The sequence below is a fragment of the Pseudomonas agarici genome, from assembly GCF_001543125.1.
Lineage (GTDB): Bacteria > Pseudomonadota > Gammaproteobacteria > Pseudomonadales > Pseudomonadaceae > Aquipseudomonas > Aquipseudomonas agarici.
Genome location: NZ_CP014135.1, coordinates 73,372 through 85,834, shown reverse-complemented (window position 1 = coordinate 85,834; position 12,463 = coordinate 73,372). Strand labels below are relative to the sequence as shown.

The following is a 12,463-nucleotide window of genomic DNA, read 5'->3' as shown; positions in this document are numbered from 1 at the left end:
TTATCCCTACCTTAAGCCGCTTCGCGCTGGGTGCCGTTGCGATATGCCGTCACCGCCGCGATCAGGGCGCGGAAGATTTCGCTGCTCTCGCCGACCACCGACAAGTCGGCGCGCTTGACCATGTCGCAACCCGGATCGAGGTTGATCGCCACCACCTTGTCACAGGCACCGATACCTTGCAGGTGCTGGATTGCCCCGGAAATCCCCACGGCCACATAGACCCGCGCCGTGACCCAAGTGCCGCTGGCGCCGACCTGACGGTCGCGGGCCATGAAACCATCGTCCACCGCCACCCGCGAAGCCCCTTCGGTGGCGCCCAGAGCCACGGCGGTTTGGTGGAACAGCGGCCAGTCCTTGACTCCATTGCCGCCGGAAAAAATGAATTCGGCCTCGGCCATGGAAATCGCCGCCGGGTCCACCGCCACCGCGCCGAGGTCCTCGATACGCGACAGAGGGCGGGCGAGATGTGCGGATAACGCCACTGACAAAGCTTCGTGACGGGTTTCGCTGACCGGCTCGGCGCATTCGGCAGCGGCCAGGATCAAGCGCGCCAGCGGTCGCACGACGTCCTGCAGTCCCGCGCCGGCACGACCGATGCACTGATCGCCCTTGACCTGCCAGACCCGCGTGGCCGGACGTTCGCCCAAGCTGGCGGCAAGCCGTCGACCCAATTCGCCACCACCGCCGCGGCTGTCCGGCAGCAACCAGTGGCGAGGCTTGAACTGGTTATCCACAGCCCGCAGGCCCAGCATCCGTGGCTCCGGCGAATAGCCGTTGAACTCGCTGCCTCCCAGCACCAGCAGACGGTCGACGCCTGCGGTTTCAAAGGTGCTTTCCTTGTGCTCGCCGAAGACGACGGCCAATACCGCGCCGTCCTTCCCGGCCAACTGATGAGCCAGGCCAAGCAGATCACGGTCGTGACTGCTCAGACGACCGCCGACCATGTCCGGCACCACGCTGATATAGAAGGCAGGCTGGCGCACCTGATGCAGCGGTAGCTGCACTTGGACACTGGCCGAGCGCTTGCTTGTGCCGCCCTGCTGGACGCCGCTGCGGTCGATACGCTTGATGCCGTTGGGACCGATAAAACCGACGCCATGGACATTCTTGCGCACGATCCCGTTGGGACCCATCCAGCTATGTTGCAGCGGTTGCATGGCCGCATGCAGCGGATGCAGGCGGTTGCGGGCGATCCATTCGGCGTGGGGGTCGCGGCGGATAATGTCGCTCATCAGTGCACCTCCACGGGTTCGCGCTGGGGCGCCGATTTGTTCGGTGCCGCCTCTTCAAGCAGGGCCTCGGCCACCAGTTCGGCCAGATCCTTGATCAACGGTCGTGGTTCAACCACGCCTTCGAGCATCGCCGTGCATTGCGGACAACCGACCGCTACCAGTTCGGCAGCGGTTTCGCGGATATCTTCCATGCGCATATCGGGAATCCGCTGCTTGCCGGGAATGTCGGTAATCGGTGCGCCACCGCCGCCACCGCAACAACGGGAGCGCAAGCCCGAACGCTGCATTTCCTTGACCTCGATCCCCAGTGCCCGCAGCACCTCACGCGGCGCTGCATACTCGCCGTTATAGCGGCCCAGGTAGCACGGATCATGATAGGTCACGCTGTGGCCCCGGTGTCGACCGAGGTTCAGCGCACCGGCGCCGATCAGTTCGGCCATGTAGGTGCTGTGATGCTGCACCCGGTAGTCGCCGCCAAAGGCACCGTATTCGTTTTTCAGCACATGAAAACTGTGGGGATCACAAGTGACAATGCGCTTGAAGCGGTACTTGGCCAGGGTCTGGATATTGCGCTTGGCCAACTGTTGGAAGGTTGCCTCGTCGCCCAGGCGCCGAGCCACGTCACCGCTGTCGCGCTCTTCCAGGCCCAGTACCGCGAAATCGACCTTAGCCGCCTTCAGTACTTTGACAAAGGCGCGCAAGGTACGCTGGTTACGCATGTCGAAGGCGCCGTCGCCGACCCAGAACAACACCTCGGTGGTTGACTTTTCACTGAGTAGATCGAGGTTCAGGTCCGCCGCCCAGTTCATTCGCCCGCCTGGGGCGAAACCGCCGGGATTGTCGGTAGCAATCAGATTTTCCAGGACTTCGGCACCCTTGTTCGGCGTCGCGCCTTTTTCCAGGGTCAGGTGACGGCGCATATCGACGATGGCATCGACGTGCTCGATCATCATCGGGCACTCCTCGACACAGGCGCGACAGGTGGTACACGACCACAAGGTTTCGGCATCCACTAGGCCATTGACGATTGGTTGGTGCGGGTTGCCGGAATGCTCGCCGACAGCCTTGCCAGGATACGGACTGCCGGCGAAGTTCGCGTCGGTGCCGCCGACAAGACCGACCACCATGTCCTGGATCAACTTTTTCGGATTCAGCGGCTGACCGGCAGCGAACGCCGGGCAGGCCGCCTCACATTTACCGCACTGCACGCAGGCGTCGAAACCCAATAGCTGGTTCCAAGTGAAGTCCTTGGGCTGCTCGACGCCCAGCGGCGCTTGCGGGTCGGCCAGGTCCAGCGGTTTGAGGCCAGTGGAACGGCCGCCGCCAAAGCGTTCCGCGCGCCGGTGCCAAGCCAGGTGCAAGGCACCGGCGAAGGCGTGCTTCATCGGCCCGCCCCAGGTCATGCCGAAGAACAGCTCCGCCACGCCCCACAGCACACCCAGGCCGAGGATCACCGCCAGCAGCCAACCACCGAAATCTTCTGGAAGAATACCGGCGACCGGCAGGGTGACCAGGAAGAACGACGCCGAGAACGCCAGCAGGCTTTTCGGCAGACGCATCCACGGGCCTTTCGATAAACGGCTCGGCGGATGGCGGCGACGCAAATAGACAAAGATCGCACCGACAAACATCAACGCCGACATCAGCAGCAGGGCATAACCGAGGACCCGGTTATGCAGGCCGAAGCCGTGCACCAGGATCGCCAGGACAATCGACGCCACCGCGCCGCCAGCCGTGGCGACGTGGGTATTGGCGATGTATTTGTCTCGCGCCACCACCTGATGCAAATCGACCATATAGCGCTTGGGCATGGCGAGGAGCCCTGCGAGCAGGTCGACTTTCGCGGGTCGACCACGGCGCCACATCGCGACCCGCCGCAATGCGCCGAGGACCGCAAGGCCCAGGGCGGCGAACAGCAGGATGGGAAGAAGAGTGTTCAACATGGTGCAGCTCCCAAAGACCTCGGGTCTTGCGAGGGTTCATGTGCAGGCCGGTAAAGAAGCATGCACCGACTTGTGGCAAGGGAGCTCGCCCCTTGCCACAGATGGGCAGCGTGCCCGTTAGAAATCCTTACACAAGCGCAGCGCGTCGTAGATCGCCGCATGCGTATTGCGCTGGGCCACACAGTCACCGATACGGAACAGCAGGTAGCCGTCGCCCGCCGGCTCTTGATCACGAGTATTCAGCGACGGCTGCGGCCGGATCGCGAACAGCGCGTCGATGTCGATCTGGCCCTGGTTGCGCGAACCGTCCTTGAGCGCGTAGTACAGCGCTTCGTCCGGACGCACACCGTTCTCGACCACCACCTGGTCCACCACCCGCTCCTCCTTGGCGCCGGTGTATTCGTTTTCCAATACCGCCACCAGCTTGTCGCCCTCGCGATAGACCTTTTCCAGCATCATGTCGCCAGTCATGATCACTTCCTTGGGGTATAGGCTGCGGTAGTAAGTCGGGAACGACGTACCGCCGACCGCCACGCCCGGCTTGATATCGTCGGTGACAATTTCGACCTGGCTGCCTTTGTCGGCCAGGAAGTCGGCGGCCGACAGGCCGGTGAATTCGCAGATGGTGTCGTAGACCAGCACGTTCTTGCCCGGCGCCACCTTGCCGTCAAGCACATCCCAACTACTGACCACCAGCCCTTCGGCGGCCCCCCAGTGTTCGTTCTGCTCGACGAACGGATGACCGCCCACCGCCAGCACCACCACATCCGGGCGCAAGTCGAGGACGGTCGCCGCATCGGCGGCGGTGCCCAGCCGGACATCGACTTTCAGGCGTGCCAGTTCCAACTGGAACCAGCGGGTGATCCCGGCGATCTGGTCCCGTTGCGGCGCCTTCGAGGCCGTGGTGATCTGCCCGCCGATGGCGTCCTTCTTCTCGAACAGGGTCACGTCATGGCCGCGTTCGGCGCTGACTCGCGCCGCTTCCATGCCGGCGGGACCGGCACCGACCACCACGACCTTGCGCTTAGGCCCGGTGGACTTTTCGATGATATGCGGCACGCCCATGTATTCACGGGAAGTCGCGGCGTTCTGGATGCACAGGACGTCCAGGCCCTGGTACTGGCGATCGATGCAGTAGTTGGCACCGACGCATTGCTTGATCTGGTCGATCTGGCCCATCTTGATCTTGGCGATCAGGTGCGGGTCGGCGATATGCGCACGCGTCATGCCGACCATATCGACATAACCGCCTTCGAGAATGCGGGTCGCCTGGTTCGGGTCCTTGATGTTCTGCGCGTGCAGGACCGGTACTTTGACCACTTCCTTGATGCCGGCGGCCAGGTGCAGGAACGGCTCCGGCGGAAAACTCATGTTCGGAATCACGTTGGCCAGCGTGTTGTGGGTATCACAACCCGAGCCGACCACACCGATGAAGTCCAGCATGCCGGTGTCGTCGTAGTACTTGGCGATCTGCTTCATGTCCTCGTGGGACAGGCCGTCCGGGTGGAACTCGTCGCCGCAGATACGCATGCCGACGCAGAAGTCGTCGCCGACTTCGTTACGCACCGCCTTGAGCACTTCCAAGCCGAAACGCATGCGGTTCTCGAAGCTGCCGCCCCATTCGTCGGTGCGCTTGTTGACCCGAGGGCTCCAGAACTGGTCGATCATGTGCTGGTGTACCGCCGACAGTTCGACGCCGTCCAGGCCACCGGCCTTGGCCCGGGCCGCCGCGCTGGCGTAGTTACCGATCACCCGGCGGATTTCTTCCGGCTCGATGGTCTTGCAGGTGGCACGGTGCACCGGTTCACGGATACCCGACGGCGACAACAGGGTCGGCCAGTGTTCGCCGTCCCAGCGCGAGCGCCGGCCCATGTGGGTAATCTGGATCATGATCTTGGCGCCATGCTTGTGCATGGCATCGGCCAGGTTCTGGAAGTGTGGGATGATCCGGTCATCGGCCAGGTTCACCGATTTCCACCAACCTTGCGGACTGTCAATGGCGACGCTCGAAGAACCGCCGCAGATCGCCAGGCCGATCCCGCCCTTGGCTTTCTCTTCGTAGTACTTCACATAGCGGTCGGTGGTCATCCCGCCGTCGGTGGCATACACCTCGGCGTGGGCGGTGCTGAGCACGCGGTTGCGGATGGTCAGTTTGCCGATCTGGATCGGCTGGAACATAGCTTCGAAAGCCATGACACTCTCCTCGAATCGTGAAAAAACTATTGCGCTTGCTCGCTAGTTTTTTTCAACGATTGACAATAGGGTTGACGGTGAACAGACCGTCATCGTGGCCGTCTTCGGAGCCGCCGTAGACCTGCTCGGCCACGGTGCGCAGCGGGCTGCCGCGAGCCGCGAGGATTTGGTCCATGGCACCGGCGAACCAGCCGGTGAACATGTAGTCGACCTTGCGTCCGACCTTGCCGTAGACGTAGACGAACGCCGAGTGTTCGAGCTTGACGCTGGCGGTGCCCCGGTCGAGGTCGATGTCCTGGATCTTGAACAGGCCCCAGCCTCGCTGCGACAGACGCTTCATGTAGTGCTCGAACACCGCGACGCCTTCCAGGCCATGACATTCGGCTTCTTTTTCACACCAGTGCCAGGCGGATTTGTAGCCGGCCTTGTAGAGGATTTCGGCATAGGCCTCGGCGCCCAGCACTTCCTCGATGCCCATATGGTTGTTGACGAAGAAATGCCGTGGGACATAGAGCATCGGCAAGGCGTCGGAGGTCCAGACACCGGTCTCACTGTCGACTTCGATGGGCAGTTGCGGGGCGATTTTAGCCATGGGAAACACTCCAGAATTCTATTGGATGCCGTACAAAGCGCTTGCTTTGGCTCTAAAGATAAACAGCGCGGTGAATGCCTTCGCAGCCGTAGCGAACCTCGATCGCGCAAGGAGCCGACGCAGCTATCGGCGAACGGATCAGGCCGCGTGGCTATTCATTCGCCCCAGACGTCCTTGAGGACGTTGACCCAGTTTTCGCCCATGATCTTGCGCACCACCCGCTCGGAGTGACCGCGCTTGAGCAAGGTCTCGGTAAGATTGGGGAATTCGCCCACGGTACGGATGCCCAGTGGGTTGATAATCTTGCCGAAGCTGGTCAGGCGCCGGGCATAGCCCTTGTCATGGGTCAGGTATTCGAAGAAATCCTGGCCGTGGCCCTGGGTGAAGTCAGTGCCGATGCCGATGGCGTCTTCACCGACGATGTTCATCACGTACTCGATGGCCTCGGCGTAGTCGTCGATGGTCGACTCGATCCCCTTGGCGAGGAACGGCGCGAACATGGTCACGCCGACAAAGCCGCCATGGTCGGCAATGAACTTCAGCTCGGCGTCGGATTTGTTACGCGGATGCTCTTTCAGACCCGAAGGCAGGCAGTGGGAATAGGTGACTGGCTTCTTCGATTCGAGGATGACCTCCTCGCTGGTCTTGGAACCGACGTGAGACAGGTCGCACATGATGCCGACACGGTTCATCTCGGCGACGATCTCCCGGCCAAAGCCCGACAGACCGCCGTCACGCTCGTAGCAACCAGTGCCCACCAGGTTTTGGGTGTTGTAGCACAGTTGCACGATACCGACGCCGAGCTGCTTGAAAATCTCGACGTAGCCGATCTGGTCTTCGAAGGCGTGGGCGTTCTGGAACCCGAGCAGGATGCCGGTCTTGCCCAGCTCCTTGGCCTTGCGAATATCGCCGGTGGTGCGCACCGGCATCACCAGATCGCTGTTCTCGCGGATCAGTTTCTGGCTCGAAGCAATGCTGTTGACGGTGGCCTGAAAACCTTCCCATACCGACACGGTGCAGTTGGCGGCGGTCAGCCCACCCTTACGCATGTCCTCGAACAGTTCACGGTTCCACTTGGCAATGATCAGCCCGTCGATAACGATGCTGTCGGCGTGCAATTCGGCTGGGCTCATCAGGCAGTCCCCTATTGGCGATTCATGCGCCGAATCGTCTGCCGGCGCTTTGGGGCCAGCATATGCCCAGGGGGCAGCGGAGCTGGGTGCAAAAACGACAGGGGAATTGCCGAAAGCGTCAAGCTGCGACAAAGGACGTCAAGGCAGTAGGCTCAAGCACTTGTCGCTGTACGACTATTCTTTGCATTCTGCTTGAGACAGAATTGTCCCACCTCGCCCCTCCATCCCGTATCAGGACGCCGTAATGAAATCTATTTTCCTGGCTTTGGCCCTTGTCAGCATTGGCGTTCACGCGGCCGAAGACTCCGACAACTCGCCTTGCGACGCGGTCCCGGACGATCAACAGACGCTGGAATGTGCCACCTACAACAAAAACACCGCCGATCAGTTGCTCAAGGAGAACTTCCAAGCGCTGCTGGATCGGGTTGCGTCGCAATATGCGAACAAAAAGGCCGATCTGGCGGACATCACCGGCAAATTGCAGACCGCCGAGCAGTTGTGGATAAAATCCCGCGATGCCGACTGCGCCATCGCACCGTTCCCGGCGAAGGTCGGCAGCAAGCCATACAACATCGACCTCAACGACTGCCTGGCGAGCAAGAGCGACGAACGCTCGGAGTTCCTCGAGTCGCTGTTGCAGGAATAGACCTCAGGACACGCGGCGGCGCGCCGGAAACCCACTCGCCCATTGAGTACCGCGCCGAGCCGGCAACATCAGACGAACCTTGTAGCGTTGTCGGTTGGGAAGATATAAGTAAATATTGGAGCCGCTCAATTGGAGCTCTGAGCCCCACTCCCAACCAATCCCCCAAAGGATTCAAATGACTATCTGCGGCATCGAGATCAAAGGCAGCGAAGCCATCTTCGCCCTCGCTACCCTGCAAAACGGCAGCCCTGAACATATTGCCGTCGCCACCAAGAAGATCGCCCTGGATGACGATGACCAAGCAGGCAACGTGAAAGCCTTCGCCGACCAGATCAAGGCCTTTGTCCAGGCCCATGGCATCCAGCGCATCGCCATCAAGAAACGCGGCAAGAAAGGCGAATTCGCCGGTGGACCGACCACCTTCAAGATCGAGGGCATCCTGCAATTGCTGGACAACTGCGAGGTGACATTGCTGTCACCCCAGACCCTCAACGCGCAGCACAAGAAGTTCGACTTTGCCCTGCCCGCGACGCTCAACAAATATCAGCATGAAGCCTATAAGGCGGCCTGTGCCGCGCTGCTGAAAAGATAAACGGCTCCGACGTGGCCTGTTCAGCGGGTTAGCTCAAGTTCGGAGCCACTAAGCCTTGATTCCGCGCCGGTCCTCTCGCGGGCAGCGGGCAAACCTGGCTCGGTAGCTGCGGGTGAAATACGACGGCGACTCGAAGCCGCTGGCGATACTCACTTCCAACACGCTCATGTCGGTCTGGCGCAGTAGCTGGCGCGCCTTCTCCAGGCGCAGGCCCAGGTAGAAGTTGCTCGGTGTGTCCTTGAGGTACAGGCGAAACAGACGCTCCAACTGGCGCCGCGTAACCTTGATCGACTCCGCCAGCGCCAGCGTGCTCAGGGGTGGCTCCATGTGTTGCTCCATATCGCCCACCACCTGCACCAGCTTTTTGTTGCTGATGCCGTAGCGCGTGGCAATCCGCATGCGCTGGTGGTCCTTGCGTGGGCGGATGCGCCCAAGCACGAACTGTTCCGAGACCTGGATCGCCAGCTCCGGCCTGTGGGCCTGGCCGATCAGGTCGAGCATCATGTCGATGGACGCCGTACCGCCTGCGCAAGTGATGCGTCGGCGGTCGATCTCGAACAGTTCCTGGGTCACTGCCAACTGGGGATAGGACTCCTTGAACGCCTCCAACGCCTCCCAGTGCAGGATCACGCGATGACCTTCGAGCAGGCCGGCTTCGGCCAGCACTACGCTGCCGGTGTCGATCCCGCCGAGGGTGACGCCCTCGTGATCGAGTCGGTGCAACCAATGTTTCAAGGCCGCCGTCACGCATTTCAAGGGTTCGAAGCCAGCCACCACCAACAAGGTCGCGCCCCTCTTCAACGGCTCCAGCGCCGCATCGGCGTTGACCGACATGCCGTTGCTCGCCAATACCGCGCCACCGTCGGCGCTCAGTACATGCCAGCGATACAGCTCGCCACGGAAGCGATTGGCCACACGCAACGGCTCGATCGCCGAGATAAAGCCCATCGCTGAAAACCCCGGCATCAGCAAGAAATAGAAATCCTGGAACATGGAGCGCACTCGCAAGACGGGTAGCGTTGCCGCTGTGATACGCCAGTTCAACGGCGGCGACAAGCGCCCAGGTCGCTGCTGTGCAAGAGTCGGTCGCCGCTGTGCGTTTTTAGTGGACCGGAGCTGCGTAACTTGGCCATTACCGGCGCATCAGACACCGGGACCGACAATAAACGACCTGCCGAGGAAACTTTCATGAAACCACTGATCAGCCGCTGTGCACTCGCACTCACCGCCGCCGCGCTCTTGAGCACGGGCGTCATGGCCGCGGACCAGGCGTCCTGCCGGAATGTGCGCCTCGGCGTGGTCAACTGGACCGATGTGATCGCCACCAGCGCCATGACCCAGGTGCTGCTCGACGGCCTGGGCTATCAGGTCAAGCAGACCAGTGCCTCGCAGCAGATCATTTTCGCCGGCATCCGCGACCAGCGCCTGGACATGTTCCTGGGTTACTGGAACCCACTGATGACCCAAACCATCACACCGTTTGTCGAAGGCAAACAGGTGCAGGTCCTCGCCGAACCGAGTCTCAAGGACGCCCGCGCCACCCTGGCCGTGCCGACCTACCTGGCGGACCAGGGCCTGAAGACCTTTGCCGATATCGCCAAGTTCGAGAAAGAGCTAGGCGCCAAGATCTACGGCATCGAGCCCGGCTCGGGCGCCAATACCCAGATCAAGGAAATGATCGCCAAGAACCAGTTCGGCCTGGGCAAGTTCCAACTGGTGGAGTCCAGTGAAGCCGCCATGCTCTCGGCGGTGGATCGCGCCGTGCGGCGCAAGGAGGCCGTGGTGTTCTTCGGCTGGGCGCCGCACCCGATGAACGTCAATGTACAGATGACCTATCTCACCGGTAGCGACAACGCCCTGGGCCCGAACGAAGGCAAGGCGACGGTCTGGACCGTCACCGCACCGACCTATGCCGAGCGCTGCCCGAACGTGAACAGGCTGCTGACCAACCTGACCTTCACCGCCGAAGACGAGAGCCGCATGATGCAACCGCTGCTCGATCACAAGGACGCGCTGACGTCGGCCAGGCAGTGGCTCAAGGATCACCCGCAAGACCAGGCCCGCTGGCTGGAAGGAGTGACCACCTTCGATGGCAGGCCGGCCGCCAACAACCTGCAACTGACCCGCCAGTAAATCACTGAGAATCGCACCCGCGGCCCTCGACGGCTGCGGTGTGAACCACCACGCCTGTAAGGAACCCGCACCATGAACCACGACGTCATCATCACCTGCGCACTCACCGGTGCTGGCGACACCACCGGCAGAAGCCCTCACGTACCGGTCACGCCTAAACAGATCGCGGCGGCTGCCGTTGAAGCGGCCAAGGCGGGCGCTACCGTGGTGCATTGCCATGTGCGCGATCCCCAGACGGGCAAGTTCAGTCGTGACGTGGCGCTCTATCGCGAACTGATGGAGCGCATCCGCGAAGCGGACGTCGACATCATCGTCAACCTCACCGCTGGCATGGGCGGCGACCTGGAGATCGGCGCCGGCGAAAATCCGCTGGAGTTCGGTCCGAACACCGACCTGGTTGGCCCGCTGACTCGCCTGGCCCACGTCGAGGCACTGCTGCCGGAAATCTGCACCCTGGACTGCGGCACCCTGAACTTCGGCGACGGCGACACCATTTACGTTTCCACCCCGGCACAACTGCGTGCTGGCGCCAGGCGCATTCAAGAGCTGGGCGTGAAAGCCGAGCTGGAAATCTTCGACACCGGACACCTGTGGTTCGCCAAGCAGATGATCAAGGAAGGCCTGCTCGACAATCCGCTGTTCCAATTGTGCCTGGGCATTCCCTGGGGCGCGCCAGCCGACACCACCACCATGAAGGCTATGGTCGACAACCTGCCAGCGGATGCGCTATGGGCCGGTTTCGGTATCGGCCGCATGCAGATGCCGATGGCCGCGCAGGCCGTGCTGCTGGGCGGCAACGTGCGGGTCGGACTGGAAGACAACCTGTGGCTGGACAAGGGCGTGCTGGCGACCAATGGCCAGTTGGTCGAACGTGTTTCGCAGATCCTCAGCCACATGGGCGCCCGTGTCCTGACCCCAGCCGAAGGTCGGGTGAAGATGGGCCTGACCCAACGCGGCTGATCCCGACACCCCACTTCCCCGTGGGAACGGGCTCATCGAACTCTTTAGGAACTTGCCATGAGCTTTATCACCGAAATCAAAATCTTCGCGGCGTTAGGCAGCGGTGTCATCGGCAGCGGCTGGGTCTCCCGTGCGCTCGCTCACGGCCTCGATGTTATCGCCTGGGACCCGGCGCCCGGTGCCGAAGCGGCCCTGCGCCAGCGCGTCGCCAATGCCTGGGCTGCCCTGGAGCAACAAGGCCTGGCTCCCGGTGCCGCACAAGAGCGCCTGCGCTTTGTCGCCACCCTCGAAGAGTGCGTGAAAGATGCCGACTTCATCCAGGAAAGCGCCCCGGAACGGCTTGAGCTTAAACTCGAACTGCACAGCAAGATCAGCGCCGCAGCCAAGCCCAATGCCCTGATCGGCTCCAGCACTTCGGGCTTGTTGCCCAGCGAATTCTACGAAGGCGCCACCCACCCGGAACGATGCGTGGTCGGTCACCCGTTCAACCCGGTGTACCTGCTGCCATTGGTGGAAGTGGTCGGCGGCAAGAACACCGCGCCAGAGGCCGTGCAGGCGGCGATGAAAGTCTATGAGTCCCTCGGCATGCGCCCGCTGCATGTGCGCAAGGAAGTCCCCGGTTTTATCGCCGACCGCCTGCTCGAAGCGCTGTGGCGCGAGGCGCTGCACCTGGTCAACGACGGCGTCGCCACCACCGGCGAAATCGACGATGCGATCCGCTTTGGCGCCGGCCTGCGCTGGTCGTTCATGGGTACCTTTCTGACCTACACCCTGGCGGGTGGCGATGCCGGCATGCGCCACTTCATGGCTCAATTCGGCCCGGCGTTGCAATTGCCGTGGACCTACCTGCCGGCTCCGCAGTTGACCGACAAGTTGATCGACGATGTGGTCGACGGCACCCGCGATCAGCTGGGCAAGCACAGCATTGCCGCCCTGGAACGCTATCGTGACGACTGTCTGCTGGCAGTGCTGGAAGCGGTGAAAACCACCAAGGCCAAGCATGGCCTGAGCTTCAGCGAGTAGCTGTACCCAGACCCAG

11 protein-coding genes are annotated in these 12,463 nt (G+C 62.0%); 5 read left to right on the top strand and 6 right to left on the bottom strand.

Features of this window, described 5'->3' with window-relative positions:
* Positions 1–11: 11 nt before the first annotated feature.
* From etfA to AWM79_RS00320, 5 genes are all read right to left on the bottom strand, one after another.
* Positions 12–1,232: an electron transfer flavoprotein subunit alpha gene (etfA, locus tag AWM79_RS00340; RefSeq protein WP_060781886.1), complete on the bottom strand. Its 1,221-nt coding sequence runs from the start codon at positions 1,230–1,232 to the stop codon at positions 12–14.
* The gene (gene dgcB, locus AWM79_RS00335; protein WP_060781885.1) at positions 1,232–3,175 is read right to left on the bottom strand and encodes a dimethylglycine demethylation protein DgcB; all 1,944 of its coding nucleotides are present in this window, start codon (positions 3,173–3,175) and stop codon (positions 1,232–1,234) included. Before dgcB ends, etfA begins: the two co-directional genes overlap by 1 nt.
* Positions 3,176–3,292: 117 nt before the next feature.
* Positions 3,293–5,368 carry a dimethylglycine demethylation protein DgcA gene (gene dgcA, locus AWM79_RS00330; protein WP_017130015.1) on the bottom strand — a complete coding sequence of 692 codons (2,076 nt, stop codon included), beginning with the start codon at positions 5,366–5,368 and terminating at the stop codon, positions 3,293–3,295.
* Between the two features lie 52 nt (positions 5,369–5,420).
* Positions 5,421–5,960: a DUF5943 domain-containing protein gene (locus tag AWM79_RS00325; RefSeq protein ID WP_017130016.1), complete on the bottom strand. Its 540-nt coding sequence runs from the start codon at positions 5,958–5,960 to the stop codon at positions 5,421–5,423.
* 155 nt (positions 5,961–6,115) lie between these two features.
* On the bottom strand, positions 6,116–7,093 hold the full coding sequence (locus AWM79_RS00320) for a dipeptidase (RefSeq protein ID WP_060781884.1): 978 nt from the start codon (positions 7,091–7,093) through the stop codon (positions 6,116–6,118).
* A gap of 244 nt (positions 7,094–7,337) precedes the next feature.
* Between AWM79_RS00320 and AWM79_RS00315 the strand changes: the two genes are divergently transcribed.
* Positions 7,338–7,739 (top strand): lysozyme inhibitor LprI family protein, encoded by a 402-nt coding sequence (locus tag AWM79_RS00315; RefSeq protein ID WP_017130018.1) that lies wholly within the window; start codon positions 7,338–7,340, stop codon positions 7,737–7,739.
* Between the two features lie 175 nt (positions 7,740–7,914).
* Entirely contained in the window at positions 7,915–8,331 is a 417-nt protein-coding gene (locus AWM79_RS00310) for a DUF3010 family protein (protein WP_060781883.1), read from the top strand.
* 48 nt (positions 8,332–8,379) lie between these two features.
* Here AWM79_RS00310 and AWM79_RS00305 read toward each other — a convergent pair whose 3' ends face one another.
* Positions 8,380–9,324: a GlxA family transcriptional regulator gene (locus AWM79_RS00305; protein ID WP_060781882.1), complete on the bottom strand. Its 945-nt coding sequence runs from the start codon at positions 9,322–9,324 to the stop codon at positions 8,380–8,382.
* Positions 9,325–9,519: 195 nt separating this feature from the next.
* Here AWM79_RS00305 and choX point away from each other — a divergent pair, with 195 nt between their 5' ends.
* From choX to AWM79_RS00290, 3 genes are all read left to right on the top strand, one after another.
* The gene (gene choX / locus AWM79_RS00300) at positions 9,520–10,464 is read left to right on the top strand and encodes a choline ABC transporter substrate-binding protein (protein WP_017130021.1); all 945 of its coding nucleotides are present in this window, start codon (positions 9,520–9,522) and stop codon (positions 10,462–10,464) included.
* Between the two features lie 72 nt (positions 10,465–10,536).
* Positions 10,537–11,424: a 3-dehydrocarnitine:acetyl-CoA trimethylamine transferase CdhC gene (cdhC, locus tag AWM79_RS00295; RefSeq protein ID WP_060781881.1), complete on the top strand. Its 888-nt coding sequence runs from the start codon at positions 10,537–10,539 to the stop codon at positions 11,422–11,424.
* A 57-nt stretch (positions 11,425–11,481) separates the two neighbouring features.
* Positions 11,482–12,447, top strand: coding sequence for an L-carnitine dehydrogenase (locus AWM79_RS00290; RefSeq protein WP_017130023.1), 966 nt, complete (start codon positions 11,482–11,484; stop codon positions 12,445–12,447).
* Positions 12,448–12,463: the final 16 nt, after the last annotated feature.

Coding starts and splice junctions, on each gene's coding strand:
- dgcB (WP_060781885.1), bottom strand. CDS start 3,175: ATGTTGAACACTCTTCTTCCCATCCTGCTGTTCGCCGCCCTGGGCCTT.
- dgcA (WP_017130015.1), bottom strand. CDS start 5,368: ATGGCTTTCGAAGCTATGTTCCAGCCGATCCAGATCGGCAAACTGACC.
- AWM79_RS00305 (WP_060781882.1), bottom strand. CDS start 9,324: ATGTTCCAGGATTTCTATTTCTTGCTGATGCCGGGGTTTTCAGCGATG.
- AWM79_RS00325 (WP_017130016.1), bottom strand. CDS start 5,960: ATGGCTAAAATCGCCCCGCAACTGCCCATCGAAGTCGACAGTGAGACC.
- cdhC (WP_060781881.1), top strand. CDS start 10,537: ATGAACCACGACGTCATCATCACCTGCGCACTCACCGGTGCTGGCGAC.
- AWM79_RS00310 (WP_060781883.1), top strand. CDS start 7,915: ATGACTATCTGCGGCATCGAGATCAAAGGCAGCGAAGCCATCTTCGCC.
- AWM79_RS00290 (WP_017130023.1), top strand. CDS start 11,482: ATGAGCTTTATCACCGAAATCAAAATCTTCGCGGCGTTAGGCAGCGGT.
- etfA (WP_060781886.1), bottom strand. CDS start 1,232: ATGAGCGACATTATCCGCCGCGACCCCCACGCCGAATGGATCGCCCGC.
- AWM79_RS00320 (WP_060781884.1), bottom strand. CDS start 7,093: ATGAGCCCAGCCGAATTGCACGCCGACAGCATCGTTATCGACGGGCTG.
- choX (WP_017130021.1), top strand. CDS start 9,520: ATGAAACCACTGATCAGCCGCTGTGCACTCGCACTCACCGCCGCCGCG.
- AWM79_RS00315 (WP_017130018.1), top strand. CDS start 7,338: ATGAAATCTATTTTCCTGGCTTTGGCCCTTGTCAGCATTGGCGTTCAC.